General features: G+C 57.6%; 15 protein-coding genes. 10 read left to right on the top strand and 5 right to left on the bottom strand.

The features are described 5' to 3' along the window. Positions 1-165 precede the first annotated feature (165 nt). The 4 genes from ACIOMO_RS18950 to ACIOMO_RS18935 all read left to right on the top strand — a co-directional run bounded on the left by ACIOMO_RS18950 (position 166) and on the right by ACIOMO_RS18935 (position 5,481). On the top strand, positions 166-1,770 hold the full coding sequence (locus ACIOMO_RS18950; RefSeq protein WP_401242793.1) for a response regulator: 1,605 nt from the start codon (positions 166-168) through the stop codon (positions 1,768-1,770). Further along, positions 1,767-2,459, top strand: coding sequence for a sensor histidine kinase (locus ACIOMO_RS18945; RefSeq protein WP_401242791.1), 693 nt, complete (start codon positions 1,767-1,769; stop codon positions 2,457-2,459). The genes ACIOMO_RS18950 and ACIOMO_RS18945 overlap by 4 nt, the downstream gene beginning before the upstream one ends. 324 nt (positions 2,460-2,783) lie before the next feature. Then, positions 2,784-4,025: a glutamine synthetase family protein gene (locus tag ACIOMO_RS18940; protein ID WP_212543940.1), complete on the top strand. Its 1,242-nt coding sequence runs from the start codon at positions 2,784-2,786 to the stop codon at positions 4,023-4,025. Between the two features lie 67 nt (positions 4,026-4,092). Next, positions 4,093-5,481 (top strand): MFS transporter, encoded by a 1,389-nt coding sequence (locus ACIOMO_RS18935; protein ID WP_401242788.1) that lies wholly within the window; start codon positions 4,093-4,095, stop codon positions 5,479-5,481. 1,086 nt (positions 5,482-6,567) lie between these two features. Here the strand turns inward: ACIOMO_RS18935 and ACIOMO_RS18930 are convergent. The 4 genes from ACIOMO_RS18930 to flgA form a co-directional block, all read right to left on the bottom strand. After that, positions 6,568-7,314 (bottom strand): flagellar brake protein, encoded by a 747-nt coding sequence (locus tag ACIOMO_RS18930; RefSeq protein WP_053122832.1) that lies wholly within the window; start codon positions 7,312-7,314, stop codon positions 6,568-6,570. 88 nt (positions 7,315-7,402) lie between these two features. After that, on the bottom strand, positions 7,403-7,870 hold the full coding sequence (locus ACIOMO_RS18925) for a flagella synthesis protein FlgN (RefSeq protein WP_053122830.1): 468 nt from the start codon (positions 7,868-7,870) through the stop codon (positions 7,403-7,405). Between the two features lie 48 nt (positions 7,871-7,918). Continuing rightward, positions 7,919-8,245 carry a flagellar biosynthesis anti-sigma factor FlgM gene (gene flgM / locus ACIOMO_RS18920; protein ID WP_053122828.1) on the bottom strand — a complete coding sequence of 109 codons (327 nt, stop codon included), beginning with the start codon at positions 8,243-8,245 and terminating at the stop codon, positions 7,919-7,921. 160 nt (positions 8,246-8,405) lie between these two features. Then, on the bottom strand, positions 8,406-9,167 hold the full coding sequence (gene flgA, locus ACIOMO_RS18915; protein WP_082341472.1) for a flagellar basal body P-ring formation chaperone FlgA: 762 nt from the start codon (positions 9,165-9,167) through the stop codon (positions 8,406-8,408). Positions 9,168-9,249: 82 nt separating this feature from the next. On the opposite strand from flgA, the gene ACIOMO_RS18910 reads away from it, so the two are divergent. The 6 genes from ACIOMO_RS18910 (at position 9,250) to flgE (ending at position 14,336) form a co-directional block, all read left to right on the top strand. Continuing rightward, entirely contained in the window at positions 9,250-10,182 is a 933-nt protein-coding gene (locus tag ACIOMO_RS18910) for a chemotaxis protein CheV (RefSeq protein WP_159812703.1), read from the top strand. 46 nt (positions 10,183-10,228) lie between these two features. Then, complete coding sequence (gene cheR, locus ACIOMO_RS18905; protein WP_053122821.1) at positions 10,229-11,056, top strand: protein-glutamate O-methyltransferase CheR; 828 nt, start codon at positions 10,229-10,231, stop codon at positions 11,054-11,056. Between the two features lie 324 nt (positions 11,057-11,380). After that, on the top strand, positions 11,381-11,788 hold the full coding sequence (gene flgB, locus ACIOMO_RS18900) for a flagellar basal body rod protein FlgB (RefSeq protein ID WP_401242782.1): 408 nt from the start codon (positions 11,381-11,383) through the stop codon (positions 11,786-11,788). A 3-nt stretch (positions 11,789-11,791) separates the two neighbouring features. Next, entirely contained in the window at positions 11,792-12,235 is a 444-nt protein-coding gene (gene flgC / locus ACIOMO_RS18895) for a flagellar basal body rod protein FlgC (RefSeq protein ID WP_053122816.1), read from the top strand. A 15-nt stretch (positions 12,236-12,250) separates the two neighbouring features. Next, positions 12,251-12,979 carry a flagellar hook assembly protein FlgD gene (gene flgD, locus ACIOMO_RS18890; RefSeq protein WP_053122813.1) on the top strand — a complete coding sequence of 243 codons (729 nt, stop codon included), beginning with the start codon at positions 12,251-12,253 and terminating at the stop codon, positions 12,977-12,979. A 31-nt stretch (positions 12,980-13,010) separates the two neighbouring features. After that, positions 13,011-14,336 (top strand): flagellar hook protein FlgE, encoded by a 1,326-nt coding sequence (flgE, locus tag ACIOMO_RS18885; protein ID WP_053122811.1) that lies wholly within the window; start codon positions 13,011-13,013, stop codon positions 14,334-14,336. 686 nt (positions 14,337-15,022) lie between these two features. On the opposite strand, the gene ACIOMO_RS18880 is transcribed toward flgE, so the two are convergent. Then, positions 15,023-17,917, bottom strand: coding sequence for a ribonucleoside-diphosphate reductase subunit alpha (locus ACIOMO_RS18880; protein WP_053122809.1), 2,895 nt, complete (start codon positions 17,915-17,917; stop codon positions 15,023-15,025). Positions 17,918-18,627 lie beyond the last annotated feature (710 nt).

Below are 18,627 nucleotides of genomic sequence, written 5' to 3'. Positions count from 1 at the left end.
AACACATCAGGAATCTTCAGGCACCCACCCTCAGGGAACGCCACCCGTTGCCGATAACGTACTCGGTGACTTCAAAGTCGCGTTAAATTGATTGATAGCATTTTGCCGCCAGCTATCATCGTCGCGCCCGAAATTGCCCTCACTTCAATTGCCTGGAAATCTTCGATGCTGTCGTATCACCAAAAGCGTTTTCTGATCGTCGATGATTTCTCGGATTTTCGCAGTTCGGTTCGCTCGATGCTGCGTGAGCTTGGGGTCAAGGACGTCGACACTGCGGACACCGGTGAGCAGGCGCTGAAGATGTGTGCGCAGAAGTCCTACGATTTTATCCTGCAGGATTTCCATCTCGGCGACGGCAAGAAGAACGGTCAGCAGGTGCTTGAAGACCTGATGCTGGAAAAGCTCATCAGTCATGAAGCGGTGTTCGTCATGGTCACCGCCGAGACCAGTCAGGCGATGGTGCTCAGTGCGTTGGAGCATGAGCCGGACGCGTATCTGACCAAGCCGTTCAACCGTTCGGGTCTGGCGCAGCGACTGGAGCGTCTGGAGCAGCGCAAGACTTTGCTCAAACCGATTCTGCAGGCCCTCGACCGTGGCAAACCGGTCGAGGTGCTTAACGCCTGCATTGCGTTGTGCAAGCAGGACATCCGCTACTCGCCGTTGTGCCTGCGTTACCGCGCCGATGCGTTGCGTGATCTCAATCAGAACGAAGCGCTGGAGCGCCTCTACAACGGCATCATTGCTGACCGGCCGTTGCCGTGGGCGTTTGCCGGGTTGGGCAAACTGTTGTTCAAGCGCGGGCAGATTGCGCAGGCCAAAGGTGTTTACGAAAAAGCTCTGAAGGTGTTTCCGATGATGCCGTCGCTGTATGACGGCATGGCCGATGTGCTGGTGGCTGAGGGTGATACCAAAGGCGCGCAACGGGTCCTTGAAGAGGCGATTCGCTTGTCGCCGCTGGCGGTGCGCCGGCAGGCCTTGCTCGGCAAACTGGCGATGACCAACGAAGATTTTGACACCGCCTCGCGGGCTTATCGGCAGGCCGTGGCGCAGGGCGCGCAGTCGCGTTTCAAGGATGCGGAAAGCAATCTCGGTCTGGCTCACGCGTTGATCAGCAAGGGCAGCGAGCGCGGTCTCGATACGCGCACACGACTGGAGATCAACACCACGCTCAGCGCCGTGGCCAAGGAAAACCCGAGCGACCCGGGCCTGCAAATTCGTGCGCGGTTGATGAAGGCCACCAGCCTGTTGCTCAACGATGCCGAAACCGCTGACAAACTCACCGAACAAGCGATGTTGCGTCTCGACGGCATGGAGCAATTCATGAGTCCTGAGGCCGCGTTGTTGGTGGCCAAGCAACTGCAAATGCTCGGTCAGGCCGAGGCGGGCACTTCGATGCTGAAGAGCTGCGCGGAGATCTACGGCGATGATCCGGCGGTGATGAAGGATATCGCCAAGCTCACCGATGACCCGTCTATCCTCAGTTCGAGCAACGCTGCTGCCGACCTCAACCGTCAGGGCGTGCGCGTGTACAAGACCGGCAATCTGGTGGAGGCCCGCGAGGTGTTCCGCAAGGCGCTGAAGTTGCAGCCGAAGAACATCAGTATTGCGCTGAACTTGGCCCAGTCGCTGCTGCACGGTACCGACACGTCGGTGCCGTCGGCGGAGCTGGAAGAATGTCGGGCCTGCCTGAAAATGGTCGGCCTGATGCCCGACACCGACGCGCGTCATGCGCGTTACCAGAAGCTGAAAAGCAAGGCGTTTGGCGAATGAACCACGACGAGCAAACACTGGATTTTTCCACGGTGATCGCCTCCACCGTTCACGACATGAAGAACTCGCTGGCGATGCTCATGCAGGCCCACAGCCAATGGCTGGCGCGGTTGCCACAGGCGCAGCGCGAGGGATCCGAGCTGGGCGTGATCGACTTCGAATTCGCTCATCTCAACGGCATGCTCGTGCAGTTGCTCGGGCTGTATAAGCTCGGTGTTAATCAGATGCCGTTGCAGCCGGCGTATCACGAGCTCGACGACTTCATCGAGGCGCAACTGGCGGCGCATCAGGAAGTGTTCGCCAGTCGCGGGATCATCGCCACCTATGAAATTGATCCGCTGTGTCCGCTGGGTTTCTTCGACCGTGAACTGATTGCTTCAGTGCTCGGCAACTGCATCAACAATGCGATCCGTTATGCCCGCGAGTCGTTGCTGATTACTGTCAGCGACGAGGCGGGGCAGTTGGTGCTGACCATTAATGATGATGGCGACGGTTACCCGGCCGAGATGCTCGAGCGTCAGGCCGATTACGTGCAGGGCATCAATCACAGCAGCGGCAGCACGGGGCTTGGCCTCTATTTCGCCCAACGTATTGCGGCGTTGCATCAGCGCAACGGCGTCGAAGGACGCACCGAAATCAGCAACGGCGGCCCACTCGGTGGCGGCCTCTTCAGCCTCTTTCTCCCCTGAGACGTTCGACTGATCCTGACCGCAACGGTCTCCCCGTGTAGGAGCTGCCGAAGGCTGCGATCTTTTGATCTTGTTTCTAACGGCAACATCAAAAGATCGCAGCCTTCGGCAGCTCCTACAGAAGATCGGATATTTATTTGACGCTGCTTGATATTCCGAACAGCCGCAGCCTATTTTGTCCGGGTCGCCGTTCGCGGCTCGCACAACAACAAGGATTGCGTCATGACAACCGATGGCCAGCGCTCACTCGCACAGCGATTGACGGGCATTGATGAGATTGAATGTGTCACGCCGGATTTGAACGGCGTGCCGCGAGGCAAGGTGATGACCGCCGAGGGGTTCCTCGAAGGGCGGCGTTTGCAGATGGCGCGGGGTGTGCTGCTGCAATGCATCATGGGCGGTTACCCGGCGGCGAAGTTTTACGGCAGCGATGACGGTGACCTGGCGCTGGTGGCCGAACCGAGCATGATCCATCCGTTGCCATGGAGCGACGAACCGCGCGCATGGGCGATCTGCGATGCCGATGAGCTGACCGGCGAAAGCTCCAACCTGTCGACCCGTGGCCAGTTAAAGAAAGTCATCGCCCGTTATGCGGCGTTGGGCCTGGCGCCTGTGGTGGCGACCGAGCTGGAATTCTTTGTCTTCGCACCCAATACCGATCCGAATCAACCGTTCCGCCCACCCGTTGGTCTCGACGGTCGCCGCGAGGATGGGCAGTCGGCGTTCAGCGTCAGTTCCAATAACGGTCTGCGGCCGTTCTTCAACGAAGTCTATAAATGCATGGCGGCCCTCGGTTTGCCGCGCGACACCTTTATGCATGAAATGGGCGTCAGCCAGTTTGAGATCAACCTGCTGCACGGTGATCCGCTGCTGCTGGCCGACCAGACCTTCCTGTTCAAACATCTGCTCAAAGAAGTCGCGCTCAAACACGGGCTGACCGTGGTGTGCATGGCCAAACCGCTGGCGCACACGCCGGGCAGTTCGATGCACATTCACCAGAGCATCGTCGAGATCGGCAGCGGCAAAAATGTATTCAGCGACGAGAAGGGTCAGCCGACCGCAATGTTCCGCCACTTCATCGGCGGACAGCAGGCGGGCATGGCTGAATTCACCGCGCTGTTTGCGCCCAACGTGAATTCCTATCAGCGTCTGTGTCATCCATTTGCGTCGCCGAACAATGCCTGCTGGTCGCATGACAACCGCGCCGCCGGCTTACGGATTCCCGCCAGCTCGCCGGTGGCCCGTCGCGTCGAAAACCGTTTGCCGGGCGCCGACGCCAATCCGTATCTGGCAATCGCCGCCAGCCTGGCCGCGGGCTTGCATGGCATCGAGCATGAGCTGGAACCGACCGAAGCGATTCAGGGCGAATTCGAAGTGCCGGACAATCTGTCGCTGCCGTGTACCTTGCATGCCGCACTCGAACGTCTGAAACGTAGCCAATTGGCCATGGAACTGTTCGGCAAGGAGTTCATCGAAGGCTACATCGCTTCGAAGACCATGGAGTTGACGAGTTTCTTTGATGAAATTACCCCCTGGGAACGACGTGTTCTAGCAGCCCAGGCCTGACGAACTGTCGCCACCGGGCTATCGTTTGATAGCCCGGACTCACTGCAAGGAGCCGCTCGGAACGCCGATGCGCCAAATCTGGAAATCCTTTCGAGCGCTGTATTTCGCCTCGCTGATGATGTTGATCGGCTCGGGCCTTTTGTCTACTTATCTGGCTTTGCGCCTGGCCGCCGACAATGTCGACGGGCTGTGGGTCGGTGCGCTGATGGCCTGCAACTATTTTGGTCTGGTGCTGGGCGGCAAGATCGGTCACCGCTTGATCGCGCGTGTTGGGCATATCCGGGCGTATTCGGCGTGCGCCGGGATCGTCGGTGCGGCGGTGCTCGGGCATGGTCTGGTGGACTGGCTGCCGGCGTGGCTGGTGCTGCGGACGATTGTCGGTCTGGGCATGATGTGCCAATACATGGTGATCGAGAGCTGGCTCAACGAGCAGGCCGATGCCAATCAGCGTGGGATGGTGTTCAGCGGTTACATGATCGCTTCGTATCTGGGGCTGGTGTTGGGTCAACTAATTCTGGTCATGCACCCTGGGCTGGGGCCGGAGCTGTTGATGTTGGTCGCGCTGTGTTTCGCCCTGTGCCTGGTGCCGGTGACGCTGACCCGACGGATTCACCCGGCGCCGCTGCATCCTGCGCCGATGGAACCGCGCTTCTTCATTAAACGTGTGCCGCAGTCGCTGAGTACGGTGCTGGGTGCCGGTTTGATCATCGGTGCGTTTTACGGTCTGGCGCCGTTGTATGCCTCGCAGCAAGGGCTCTCGACCGAGCAGGTCGGTCTGTTCATGGGTAGCTGCATTTTTGCCGGGCTGCTGGTGCAGTGGCCGCTGGGGTGGTTGTCCGACCGTTACGATCGTGCGCTGCTGATTCGCTGCTTTGCCGGGTTCCTCGCGGTGGCGGCGCTGCCGTTGGCGATCATGCCGGAGGTGCCGCTGGAGGTGCTGTTTGTGGTCGGCTTCTTCTGCTCGCTGGTGCAGTTCTGTCTTTATCCGCTGGCGGTGGCGTTTTCCAATGACCACGTTGAGGGCGATCGCCGGGTTTCGCTGACGGCGATGCTGCTGGTGACGTACGGCGTCGGCGCGAGCATCGGGCCGTTGCTGGCGGGTGTGTTGATGAAGTTTCTCGGCAGCCAGAGTCTGTATGCGTTTTTCAGCTTCTTTGCGTTGGTGCTGGTGTGGCGAATCCGTCCGAAAGCCGTGACCAATCTGCACCAGGTTGATGACGCGCCGCTGCATCACGTGGCGATGCCGGACAGTATGTCCAGCTCACCGCTGGTGGCAGCGCTGGATCCACGGGTGGATGAACAGGTGGTGCAGGATCAGATGCAGACACCGGCCGAGCCTGAGCCAGAGCCGGAAGTGGAGCCTGAATCTGAGACTCCGCCGGAGCCAGTGGTGGCAACAGAGCCGGATGATGGCAGCGATAAACCGACGCCAGACATCAGCGGTGCAAGACCCTGAATCTGACTGCAACATTTACCTGTGGTGAACACAGATTTAATGATGAATGGATAACCCTGTGGTAAGTGAATTCTTGTGGCGAGGGGATTTATCCCCGTTCGGCTGCGCAGCAGTCGCAAAACCATCTAGCTCGGTTCAACAGGAAAAATGTGCAGTCAGGATTTGGGGCCGCTTCGCAGCCCAGCGGGGATAAATCCCCTCGCCACAAGTAATTCATAAACCACAGATTCTTGATTGAATTCTCTCGGGCACAAAAAAGGGCAGTCCCGCCAAGGACAGCCCTTTTTTATTCGCCGCTATAAATCACATAGGTGCAAAATCCTAAAGGGAAACACTTAACCTGTGGCGAGGGGATTCATCCCCGATGGGCTGCGAAGCAGCCCCAAACCCTGAATGTACATTCTTCCTGACACACCACATTGCATGGTTTTACGACTGCTGCGCAGCCGGTCGGGGATGAATCCCCTCACCACAAGAACTCACTCACCACAGATTCTTGGCTGAATTCTCTCAGGCACAAAAAAGGGCAGTCCCGCCAAGGACAGCCCTTTTTTATTCGCCGCTATAAATCACATAGGCGCAAAATCCTAAAGGGAAACACTTAACCTGTGGCGAGGGGATTTATCCCCGCTGGGCTGCGAAGCAGCCCCAACCCCTGAATCCACATTCTTCCTGACACACCACATTGCATGGTTTTGCGACTGCTGCGCAGCCGGTCGGGGATGAATCCCCTCGCCACAAGTAATCATTCACCACAGATTCTTGGTTGAATTCTCTCAGGCACAAAAAAAGGACAGTCCCGCCAAGGATTGCCCTTTTTATTTGCCGCTATAAATCACATAGGTGTAAGAGGGAAACACTTAACCTGTGGCGAGGGGATTTATCCCCGTTCGGCTGCGCAGCAGTCGCAAAACCATCCAGCTCGGTTCAACAGGAACATTGTGCAGTCAGGATTTGGGGCCGCTTCGCAGCCCAGCGGGGATAAATCCCCTCGCCTCAGGGATCTCAGTGTTAATTGGATTTTCGATCAGGCACAAAAAAGGGCAGTCCCGCCAAGGACTGCCCTTTTTTATTTGCCGCTATAAATCACATATCGTCTTTATCGAAACGCCGTGCTTCACGCTGCAGTTGATACACAAAGCGCTCAACGTTCCGCGCCGCCTGGCCACTGATGTTGTGGAAGCGCAGACCTGCAAAGGTGATGTTGAGTTTTTCTTCGAAATGCAGATAACGCAGTTCAACCGAAGTCGGCTGATTGCCGAACAGCGGCGGGGCGATCAGGCGGTCGTAGACCTGGCCCAGTTGCAGGCGGTCAGTGATGTCTCCTTCAAAGCGCAGCTTGCAACCGGTGGCGGAGATGTCCAGCAGCTTGCCGTTGATCGGCGCCTTGAGTTTCTCGCCGCCGAGTTCGACGTTGACCAGATCGGTCAGCTTCAGCGCGGCGCGGAAGGCGTTGCGGCGCTGGTGGTAAACCACTTCGGTCGGCAGTTCGCCGGTGTAGAAGCGGTCGCCGTCGGCATCGACGATGTCCAGCGTGCCATTGCATTCCCAGGCGATGCGCACGCCTTCATGGAAACCCTCAACCTTGAACGGCTCGCCCGCCAGCAGAAAGCGTTCACCGTCACGTGGCACCATTTCATCGAGGTTAATCGAAGCTGTATCGCGATCGACCTTGATCAGGTAGCTCTGGAAACGCTGGCTGCGCTCGTGAAAGGTGATGATCAGCGGATCATGGCTGTCTTGCAGCTGACGCAGGTTGCTGGAGATTTCCAGAGGTGTGGTGAGCACCTTTGGAGGCTGCGGAGCATCATCCGCGCTGAGGGCGTTGGACACGGTTTATCAATCTCCAGACAAAATATGACGACTAGCCAGCATTTTGCCAGCATGTTTCGCGAGTTGATAGAGCTGGCGCATCAACGACTCATGCCTGGCTGAGCGGACGCGGCATCGCGGGTTTGGCAAACGTGCCGCTGGCGTCATACAACGCTGGCGCTTCGCCCCCGGTGAGGATCTTCAGTTGATTGCTGGTCGCGGCCTGTTGCATCAGGATCGACTGGCCGTTTTTGACGTTGGCCGCCTGGCATTGGGCGATGAGATCGGTCAGGGCATCGCCCTGGGTCAGCAGCTGCTGGCCAACGCTCGATTGCGCGGCCAGTTGCTCAAGGCCTTGACGGTCTGGCGTCAGGTTGAGGCTGACGAGAATTTCGCTGCGCTTGCGTCCATGCTGTTCAAGCAGAATGATCAGTGCCTGTTTGGTTGCCAGAATCTCTTCGAGCAGGGGCATGTCGCGACCGTGCAAAGCGAGGGACTCGGTTTGCAATAACTCCAGCAATTGTTGAGCTGGAGCAAAGTCGTCGTTGATCAGTTGCAATAAATTAGTGTCGTGCATGGCTGGCCTTGGGTTTTAAGCGTCCAAAAGCCTCGCGCTGGCAAAAGCCTAGCGCTGGGCTTCGAAGTTGAGCAGTTTGCTGGCTACACGGTTGCTGTCGACTTTATAGCTGCCATCGGCAATCGCGGCTTTCAACTCGGCCACACGGGCTTTGTCGACAGCAGGCTGATCGCGCAGCTTGTCAGTGACCTTCTGCAACTGTTGAGCCTCATTGCTGAGGTGTACCGATTCCCCGCTTTTAGCGGTACTGGCCGTTTCGGCCTGGGTATTCAGCGGCGCGGAAGTGCCGTTTTCGGCGGTTTCCTTGGGCGCGCTGGTACGTGTACTGCCTGTCAGTGACGAGGAGCTGTTCAAACGGCTGAAATCGATGACCATGATAAAAACCTCTGGGAATTTGGACGCTTGCCATGTTTTCGGCCATCTCCTGGAAAACTTTAGGCACATTTAGCAATGAAAGCTGCATGCACCCGCGCGCGTCCTGCTGCGGCACAGTTTAGGGAACAGCCATGGCCAGCGCCAGTTTTCTCCTCGGTGTTTACATGGAAACTTCCACCTGTCCCGGCGCGATGATTTGCGCCTTGATCACCCGTTGCGAATTGAGGTTTTTCACTCGGATCTGTTCTTTCAGTCCGCCGTTGGACAGGGCTTCGCCGGGCATGCGCACGGCGAGTGTGCCGCTGCGCGCGGTGATGACCACTTGATCACCTTTGCGCACGACTTCGGCCTGTTCCAGGTGGACTTGGGTAATCACCTGATCGGCGACCGTTGGTCGGGTTAATTTCTGCCCGATCGCTTCGTCTACCGAGGTCAGAAAACCTTGATTGATCTGACTGACATCGCGTTCGCGCAAGGTCACGTCCTGAGGTTCGATAATCCCGGCGCGCCTGAGCGCTCGGGTGGTGGTGACAATCTCGCGAAACAGGCGGACTTGAGCGGGCACGAACACCGTCCAGGGCGAACTGCCTTCACAGCGAACCTTGACCGTCACCCGGCCCAAAGGACGGGGGGTGTTCTCCAGCGACGCTGTCAATTCCTTGTCGCACATCGGCATGCGCATACGCGGATCGAGCTGCTTGACTTCGATCTCGTAGCGGCCTTCGGTTTGACTGGTTGCCAAATAGTCTTCTACGGTGAACTCAAGAAAGCCCTGAGTGACGCCGATAAGCATGTCAGGCAAGGTAACCGAATCCGCAATGGCAGGGCTGCCAGCGAGCAAACAGCAGGCGGCAGACACCGCGCAAAGCCCTTTGCGAAGGGGAGAGGTCAGGTGTCGGAAAAATGTCGTTTGAGCGTTCATACGAGTTAAAAAGCAAGCGCCGTGCCGTTTAGCAATGAATGTGCGTCGCAACAACACTTGGCGTTGAGGTAGGAGTCTGGGCATGGCTGGTGTAATGGATTCGGTAAACCAGCGCACGCAACTGGTGGGGCAGAATCGCCTGGAGCTGTTGTTGTTCCGTCTCGACGGTCAGCAGCTCTACGGAATCAACGTGTTCAAGGTGCGGGAAGTGCTGCAATGCCCGTCGCTGACGTTGATGCCCAAGTCCAGTCCTGTCGTGTGCGGGGTGGCAAATATCCGGGGGGCGACCATTCCGATCCTTGATCTGGCGATGGCGACCGGCTCCGGCGCGTTGAAAGACAAGAACAACCCGTTCGTGATCATCACGGAGTACAACACCAAGACCCAGGGTTTCCTGGTGCGCTCGGTGGAGCGCATCGTCAACATGAACTGGGAAGAGATTCATCCACCGCCCAAGGGCACGGGTCGCGATCATTACCTGACCGCTGTGACTCGGGTGGACAATCAGTTAGTCGAAATCATCGACGTCGAGAAAGTGCTGGCGGAAGTTGCGCCGACGCCGGAAGCGATTTCGGTGGGCGTGGTCGATGTCGAGACCCAGACCAAAGCGTTGTCGCTGCGGGTGCTGACGGTCGATGACTCGTCGGTGGCGCGCAAGCAGGTGTCGCGTTGTCTGCAAACGGTCGGCGTCGAAGTGGTGGCGCTGAACGACGGCAAACAGGCGCTGGATTACCTGCGCAAACTGGTCGATGAGGGCAAGAAGCCGGAAGAAGAGTTCCTGATGATGATTTCCGACATCGAGATGCCGGAGATGGACGGATACACTTTGACGGCGGAGATCCGCAGCGACCCGCGCATGCAAAAGCTTCATATCATCCTGCATACTTCGTTGTCCGGGGTATTCAATCAGGCGATGGTCAAGAAAGTCGGCGCCGATGACTTTCTGGCCAAATTCCGCCCTGATGACCTGGCATCCCGGGTAGTCGACCGGATCAAAGCAGCAGATATCAGTTAGGAGCGCTTTGCTCCTGGCGGTCAACACGATTTAAGAGGCGGCATCATTGTCTACGGGTAATTTGGATTTCGAACAGTTCCGGGTCTTCCTGGAAAAAGCCTGTGGCATTTTGCTCGGTGAAAACAAGCAGTACCTGGTCTCGAGCCGTCTCAACAAACTGATGGAACAGCAAGGCATCAAATCCCTGGGTGAGCTGGTGCAGCGCATCCAGACCCAGCCGCGCAGCGGTTTGCGTGAGCAGGTGGTCGATGCCATGACGACCAACGAAACCCTGTGGTTTCGTGACACCTATCCGTTTGAAGTCTTGAAGAAAAAAGTCCTGCCCGAAGCGATCAAGGCCAGCCCCAACCAGCGTCTGCGGATCTGGTCGGCGGCGTGCTCGTCGGGTCAGGAACCGTATTCGCTGTCGATGTCGATCGATGAGTTTGAGCGCACTAACCTCGGTCAGTTGAAGATGGGCGTGCAGATTGTTGCCACCGATCTGTCCGGCCTGATGCTCAACAACTGCAAGACCGGCGAGTACGACAGCCTGGCCATTGGCCGCGGTTTGTCGCCGGAACGTCTGCAGCGTTACTTCGATCCGAAAGGCCCGGGGCGCTGGGTGATCAAGGCGCCGATCAAAAGCCGCGTCGAGTTCCGCTCGTTCAACCTGCTCGACAGCTATGCCGCGCTGGGCAAGTTCGACATCGTGTTCTGCCGCAACGTGTTGATCTACTTCTCTGCCGAAGTGAAGAAAGACATCCTGCTGCGCATTCACAGCACGCTGAAGCCGGGCGGTTATCTGTTCCTTGGCGCATCGGAAGCGCTGAACGGTTTGCCGGATCATTACCAGATGGTGCAGTGCAGCCCGGGGATTATTTACCAGGCGAAATGAAGCATGTGCAGAAGAAGGGAGCCCTCAGGGGCTCCTTTTTTTTGCCGCATGCTTCACGTAGGAGCTGCCGAAGGCTGCGATCTTTTGATTTTGTTTTTTAAGATCAAGATCTAAAGATCGCAGCCTTCGGCAGCTCCTACAGGGGGAGGTGCTCGCAGGGCGAAGCGGCAGAAAAGCGGCATCTGGCGGAAACCGCTTGCCGCTTTTCTGGCATTGCCGCTTTGCCGGCTGCCCGCAAAGCCCCGGTTTACGGGGTTTCTTCTGTTTGGCACGCGGCTTGCTAAAGCTCATGTACGAAAAACCGGTCACCTGAAGGTTCCCGACATGAGCATCAGCTTCGATAAAGCGCTCGGCATTCACGAAAAAGCATTGGGCTTCCGCGCCCAGCGTGCCGAAGTGCTGGCCAACAACATCGCCAACGCCGATACCCCGAACTACAAGGCGCGGGATCTGGACTTCTCGAAAGTGCTCGAAGCACAGACCCAGAAGAACGCCAACGGCACCATCGCCCTGAACATGACCAACAGCCGTCACATCGAAGCTGAAGGCCTGGACAATGGCGACGAATCGCTGCTGTATCGCACGCCGATGCAACCTTCGATCGACCAGAACACCGTGGATGCGCAACTGGAACAGTCCAACTACGCGGAAAACGCCGTGGGCTTCCAGGCCAGCTTCACGCTGCTCAACAGCAAATTCAAAGGGCTGGTCTCAGCCCTGCGCGGAGAGTAATCCATGTCCCTGTCCAGCGTTTTCAACATTGCCGGCAGCGGCATGAGCGCACAAACCACGCGTCTGAACACCGTGGCGTCGAACATCGCCAACGCCGAAACCGTTTCCTCGAGCATCGACCAGACCTACCGCGCCCGTCACCCGGTGTTCGCCACCATGTTTCAGGGCGGCCAAAACGCTGGCAGCAACTCGCTGTTCCAGAGTCAGGACGCCGCGGGGCAGGGCGTGCAGGTACTCGGTGTGGTCGAAGACCAGAGCAACCTCGAAGCGCGTTACGAGCCGAACCATCCGGCGGCCGACGCCAAAGGCTACGTCTACTACCCGAACGTCAACGTGGTGGAAGAAATGGCTGACATGATTTCCGCGAGCCGTTCGTTCCAGACCAACGCCGAAATGATGAACACCGCCAAAACCATGATGCAGAAGGTACTGACCCTCGGTCAGTAATAAGGGGCGACTGCCATGAGCGTTACCGATACCACCAGCTCCCTGAGCATGAACGACATTCTGGCCAACTCGTCGAAGACGGCCAGCAGCAGCACCTCCGGCGGCATCGCTTCGGCGACCAACAGCGCCACCGGTGGCCAGGCGCTGGGCAAAGATGCGTTCCTGCAATTGCTGGTGACCCAGCTGAAAAACCAGAACCCGCTCGATCCGCAGGACAACAGTGCGTTCGTTGCACAGTTGGCGCAGTTCAGCAGTCTGGAAGGCATCACCACACTGAACAGCACCGTCAGCTCGCTGGCCGGCAACTACAACTCCTCGCAAGCCTTGCAGGCGTCGTCGCTGGTCGGTCGCAACGTGATCGTGCAGACCAACACCGCGCAGCTCGACGACCCAACCAAAGGCCTGACCGGTTCGGTCACCGTGCCTTCGTCGATCGCCGGCGGCACCGTCACCATCACCGATAAGGACGGCAAAGCTGTTCGCACCATCGACCTGGGCAGCCGCGCGGCCGGTGATGCCAGCTTCACTTGGGACGGCAAGGATTCTTCCGGCACCGTGGTGCCGGTCGGTACTTACACCTTTAAGGCCAGCGCACCGATCGATGGCGCCGCAACGGATCTGGCCACTTACCTGCCGGCCACGGTCAACAGCGTGACCATCAGCCAGACCGGCGGCGAGCTGATGCTCAACCTGGCCGGCAAGGGCAGCGTTGCCCTGTCCAAAGTACAAACCATTGGTATATAGAGCCGATTAACCCGGCACAAAGGAGTGGAATATGTCTTTCAATATCGGCCTTAGCGGTCTCTATGCAGCCAACAAACAACTGGACGTGACCGGCAACAACATCGCCAACGTTGCCACCGCCGGTTTCAAATCCTCGCGCGCAGAATTCGAAGACGTCTACTCGGCGACTCGTCTGGGCAGCGGTAGCAAAGTGATTGGTAACGGCGTGCGCCTGGCCAACGTTTCGCAGCAGTTCACCCAGGGTGACATCAGCAACACCGGTAACGTGCTCGACATGGGCATCAACGGTTCGGGCTTCTTCACCATGAGCAACAACGGTTCGGTGTCGTATACCCGTGCCGGTACGTTCAAGGTCGACAACGCCGGTTACATCACCAACACCGATTACACCTCGCGTTTGCAGGGTTACGGTGTGGATGCCGATGGCAAGATCATCAACGGTGTACTGACTGACCTGAAAATCGACACCTCGAACCTGGCGCCGAAATCGACATCGTCGGTGACCTCGAGCATCAACCTGAATTCCTCGGTGGCGCCGATCGATGAAACGGCCAACCCGTTTGATCCGAGCAAGACCACGTCGTACACCAAGTCTTTCAGCACCCCGATCTATGACACGCAAGGCAACTCGCACGTCATGGATCAATACATGGTGAAGACCGGTGAAAACACCTGGAAGGTTTACACGCTGGTGGATGGCCGCAACCCGGACGCTACCGGCAGTGATCCAACCAAGACCCCGCCCGTGGCTTCGACGCTGTCGTTCGACTCTTCGGGCAAACTGACTCAGGTCAGCACGCCGAATCCAGCGGATCCGACCAAGCCGATTCTCAGCAGTGACCTGACGCTGAAAGGCTGGGTACCGGGGACTGTGAAAGATGGCACCTTCACGCCTAACGGTGCGGCTGCGAATGCTGACGGTGTGACCATTTCCATGGCCAAGACCACTCAGTACAACGCTGATACTGCGCGTTCGATTCCGACTCAGGATGGTTATGCCACCGGGCAGATCACTAACCTGACGATTGATGGCACCGGTACCTTGTTCGCCAACTTCAGTAACAATCAGAGTAAGGCGATTGGGCAGGTGGCGTTGGCCAGTTTCACTAACGAGCAGGGTTTGCAGGCGGTTGGTGGTACTAGCTGGAAGGAGACGTTTGCTTCGGGTATTCCGGGGTACGATGCGCCGGAGACCGGGACTTTGGGTTCGATCGCGTCGAACTCGCTGGAGGAGTCGAACGTTAACCTGACGAATGAGTTGGTTGATTTGATCAAGGGTCAGAGTAACTATCAGGCGAATGCGAAGACGATTTCTACGCAGAGCACGATTATGCAGACCATTATTCAGATGACCTGATTTTTGGTTTGGGTTGTGCCAAGGGCCCCTCTTTTTTGAGGGGCTTTTTTTTGGGTATATATCCGTTGCTGCGGGTGTCGCTGATTATGGTTTCGCCCTTACGGCGAGTCACTTTTGGCAAACGCCCCAAAAGTAACCAAAAGGTCTGTGCCCTGACGTCCGGCCCTCGCTAAGGCTCGGGTTCCTTCGCTCCGGGTTCATCCGGGGGCATCGCCTACGGTTTGCTTCGCTGCACCTCCTCTCGATGCTTTCCCCGTATGAATCCCTCCACTCAGCCTCCCGACGGGCCTTGAGATCAAGATCAAAAGCTGCACCCGAGCTTGCGCTCATCGTGTTGAGTGGTGAAGAGCACAGCGTGGTCGGCTTTTGATTTTCGTTGGATTCGCCCCTCACCCCAGCCCTCTCCCGAGGGAGAGGGAGCCGATTTTTGGGCTTCTCAGGATTTGTGTTCGGCTCGGTATTTCATGTCGGCGTACCTCTCCCAATCCACGCGGTCAGTTCCCTCTCCCACCGGGAGAGGGCTAGGGTGAGGGTTTGCTTTTGATTTGATTGGGGGAGTGAGCCTGCTGGCGATAGCTGTTCATATTCAATCCATTTCAACCAGCCAAAAAAAAGCCCCCAACAAACCAGAGGTCTGTCAGGGGCTTTTTCAATCAGGTGTTTTTCAACACCCGATTTCGCTCAGCTTATTGGCAAGCTTCGCAATCCGGCTCGTCGATCGCGCAGGCTTTTGGCACTGGCGCTGGGCCGGCTGGAGCAGCCAGGACCGAATCATCACCGTGGTTGCCGCCGCTGGATACAGCGTTCAGCTTGCTGGTGCTGATGGTCGACTTCTCGGTGCTGGTCGCGGCCAGGGCACGGAGGTAGTAGGTGGTTTTCAGGCCACGGTACCAAGCCATGCGGTAGGTCACGTCGAGTTTCTTGCCCGATGCGCCAGCGATGTACAGGTTCAGCGATTGGGCCTGGTCGATCCACTTCTGACGACGGCTGGCCGCGTCAACGATCCACTTGGTGTCCACTTCGAAGGCAGTCGCGTAGAGCTCTTTGAGTTCTTGCGGGATGCGCTCGATTTGCTGAACCGAACCGTCGTAGTACTTCAGGTCGTTGATCATGACCGAGTCCCACAGACCGCGAGCCTTGAGGTCGCGAACCAGGTACGGGTTGATCACGGTGAATTCGCCCGACAGGTTCGATTTCACATACAGGTTCTGATAAGTCGGTTCGATCGACTGCGAGACGCCAGTGATGTTGGCGATGGTCGCGGTCGGTGCGATGGCCATGATGTTGGAGTTACGAATGCCTTTCTGTACACGGGCGCGAACCGGTGCCCAGTCCAGGGATTCGTTCAAGTCAACGTCGATGTACTTCTGGCCACGTTGCTCGATCAGGATCTGTTGCGAATCCAGTGGCAGGATGCCTTTGGACCACAGCGAACCCTGGAACGTCTCGTACGCACCGCGCTCGTCGGCCAGGTCGCAAGAAGCCTGGATTGCGTAGTAGCTGACCGCTTCCATCGACTTGTCGGCGAATTCGACGGCAGCGTCGGAACCGTAGGGGATGTGCTGCAGGTACAGCGCGTCCTGGAAGCCCATGATGCCCAAACCGACCGGACGGTGCTTGAAGTTGGAGTTCTTCGCTTGTGGCACCGAGTAGTAGTTGATGTCGATAACGTTGTCGAGCATGCGCACGGCGGTGTTCACGGTGCGTTCCAGCTTGGCGGTGTCCAGCTTGCCGTTGACGATGTGGTTCGGCAGGTTGATCGAGCCCAGGTTGCAAACGGCGATTTCGTCCTTGTTGGTGTTCAAGGTGATTTCAGTGCACAGGTTCGAGCTGTGAACCACGCCGACGTGCTGCTGCGGGCTGCGCAGGTTGCACGGGTCTTTGAAGGTCAGCCATGGGTGGCCGGTTTCAAACAGCATGGAGAGCATTTTGCGCCACAGGTCTTTAGCCTGGATGGTCTTGAACAGACGAACCTTGCCTGGGTATTCGGTCAGGGCTTCGTAGTACTCGTAACGCTCTTCGAAGGCTTTACCGGTCAGGTCGTGCAGGTCCGGTACTTCGGATGGCGAGAACAGAGTCCACTTGCCGTCGTCGAAGACACGCTTCATGAACAGGTCAGGGATCCAGTTGGCAGTGTTCATGTCGTGGGTGCGACGACGATCATCACCGGTGTTCTTGCGGAGTTCGATGAACTCCTCGATGTCCATGTGCCAGGTTTCCAGGTAAGCGCAGACAGCGCCTTTGCGCTTGCCACCCTGGTTAACGGCGACGGCGGTGTCGTTCACGACTTTCAGGAACGGAACCACGCCTTGCGACTTGCCGTTGGTGCCTTTGATGTACGAACCCAGTGCACGCACCGGTGTCCAGTCGTTGCCCAGGCCGCCAGCGAATTTCGACAACATGGCGTTGTCGTGAATCGCGTGGTAGATGCCCGACAGGTCATCCGGCACGGTGGTCAGGTAGCAGCTCGACAGCTGTGGACGCAGGGTGCCGGCGTTGAACAGGGTCGGCGTCGACGACATGTAGTCGAAGGACGACAGCAGGTTGTAGAACTCGATCGCACGGTCTTCTTTCTGCTTCTCTTCGATCGCCAGGCCCATGGCCACGCGCATGAAGAAGATCTGCGGCAGTTCGAAGCGGATACCGTCCTTGTGGATGAAGTAACGGTCGTACAGGGTTTGCAGGCCCAGGTAGGTGAATTGCTGATCGCGCTCGTGGTTGATCGCCTTGCCCAGTTTTTCCAGGTCGAAGGTGGCCAGCACAGGGTTCAGCAGTTCGAATTCGATACCTTTGGCGATGTAAGCCGGCAGTGCTTTGGCGTACAGGTCGACCATCTCGTGGTGAGTAGCGCTTTCGGCCACACCGAGGAAGCCCAGGCCTTCGGCACGCAGGGTGTCCATCAGCAGGCGGGCGGTGACGAACGAGTAGTTCGGCTCGCGCTCAACCAGAGTACGGGCGGTCATCACCAGCGCGGTGTTGACGTCGGTCAGGGCCACGCCGTCGTACAGGTTTTTCAGGGTTTCGCGCTGGATCAGGTCGCCGTCGACTTCTTCCAGACCTTCGCACGCTTCGGTGACGATGGTGTTCAGGCGGCCCATGTCCAGCGGCGCCAGGCTGCCGTCAGCGCGGGTGATGCGGATCGACGGGTGAGCGTTGACCGCTTCTTCGGTCGGGGCGTGGGCCGCGCGTTCTTTCGAACGACCGTCACGGTAGATCACGTAGTCGCGCGCCACTTTCTGCTCGCCGGCACGCATCAGGGCCAGTTCAACCTGGTCCTGGATTTCTTCGATGTGGATGGTGCCGCCCGAAGGCATGCGACGCTTGAAGGTCGCGGTGACTTGTTCGGTCAGGCGGGCAACGGTGTCGTGGATTCGCGACGAGGCGGCAGCGGTGCCGCCCTCAACTGCGAGGAACGCTTTGGTGATAGCGACGGTGATCTTGTCATCGGTGTAAGGAACGACAGTGCCATTACGCTTGATCACGCGCAGTTGACCAGGCGCGGTGGCTGCCAGATCCGAATTCGAATCAGCGGCCTGCGGCAAGGTGCCCTGCGGGTTCTCGCGAGTTGTGTCGGTTTGCATGGGGGGTGATCTCCACATTCTCTAGTTTGTTTGGGCACCATCATGGTGCCCACCGTTCTGGCCAGAAGCACTACAACCGACGGGCGTCGGGCATAACAACTTCGGACCAGTAGGAAAAAGGCTAATGACGCCGCGTCCCTGCCGAAGTTTTTGGCTGCGAGCCAAGGCTCGAGCCGGGTTCCATCCCGGGTGACAGTAATGACTGCAACACCCGTACCGTTTCGGTCGTTTCCGACCTGAAAAACGGTGCCATCCGCAAGTGCGGTTTGGTCTTCAGAAAACTTGCTTGGTTCAACCGGAAACCGGCAATAAATCGCTTGAGTTTCAGGTCTGAAATGTGGTTGGGCTTTTCAGTCAAAAACCCTATATGTAGGGTTTTTTTTGCGCCGTGCTACAAGATAATGCGTTTCGAGGGGTGTTGCAACGTACTACCTGTGGATAAACCTGTGCGTAAATTGTGTAAGAAAGGTGGAATTCTCGTGTAGGCCGCGAACCTGCTGAGCTAGACCGTTTGTCACCGTTTTCTCACCGGGAAAAACGCTTCAGCGGATTTTTAAGGGCGCGAACCCTACCACAAAAAATCGCCTTGTCCGAACGCATTTACCGACTTGTGTTCTGGCTGTACGCCGTTTATACAATCGGGCCATGTAAGCGCGACAAAAGCACGAGAGGATCCCCCGTAGGAGCTGCCGAAGGCTGCGATCTTTTGA

The organism is Pseudomonas sp. NPDC087804, from assembly GCF_044742965.1.
In the GTDB taxonomy this organism is placed as follows: Bacteria; Pseudomonadota; Gammaproteobacteria; order Pseudomonadales; family Pseudomonadaceae; genus Aquipseudomonas; species Aquipseudomonas rustica.
This window is presented reverse-complemented; position numbering and strand designations above follow the sequence as displayed.

Coding starts and splice junctions, on each gene's coding strand:
- ACIOMO_RS18950 (WP_401242793.1), top strand. CDS start 166: ATGCTGTCGTATCACCAAAAGCGTTTTCTGATCGTCGATGATTTCTCG.
- ACIOMO_RS18945 (WP_401242791.1), top strand. CDS start 1,767: ATGAACCACGACGAGCAAACACTGGATTTTTCCACGGTGATCGCCTCC.
- ACIOMO_RS18940 (WP_212543940.1), top strand. CDS start 2,784: ATGACCGCCGAGGGGTTCCTCGAAGGGCGGCGTTTGCAGATGGCGCGG.
- ACIOMO_RS18935 (WP_401242788.1), top strand. CDS start 4,093: ATGCGCCAAATCTGGAAATCCTTTCGAGCGCTGTATTTCGCCTCGCTG.
- ACIOMO_RS18925 (WP_053122830.1), bottom strand. CDS start 7,870: ATGCACGACACTAATTTATTGCAACTGATCAACGACGACTTTGCTCCA.
- flgM (WP_053122828.1), bottom strand. CDS start 8,245: ATGGTCATCGATTTCAGCCGTTTGAACAGCTCCTCGTCACTGACAGGC.
- flgA (WP_082341472.1), bottom strand. CDS start 9,167: ATGAACGCTCAAACGACATTTTTCCGACACCTGACCTCTCCCCTTCGC.
- ACIOMO_RS18910 (WP_159812703.1), top strand. CDS start 9,250: ATGGCTGGTGTAATGGATTCGGTAAACCAGCGCACGCAACTGGTGGGG.
- flgB (WP_401242782.1), top strand. CDS start 11,381: ATGAGCATCAGCTTCGATAAAGCGCTCGGCATTCACGAAAAAGCATTG.
- flgC (WP_053122816.1), top strand. CDS start 11,792: ATGTCCCTGTCCAGCGTTTTCAACATTGCCGGCAGCGGCATGAGCGCA.
- flgD (WP_053122813.1), top strand. CDS start 12,251: ATGAGCGTTACCGATACCACCAGCTCCCTGAGCATGAACGACATTCTG.
- flgE (WP_053122811.1), top strand. CDS start 13,011: ATGTCTTTCAATATCGGCCTTAGCGGTCTCTATGCAGCCAACAAACAA.
- ACIOMO_RS18880 (WP_053122809.1), bottom strand. CDS start 17,917: ATGCAAACCGACACAACTCGCGAGAACCCGCAGGGCACCTTGCCGCAG.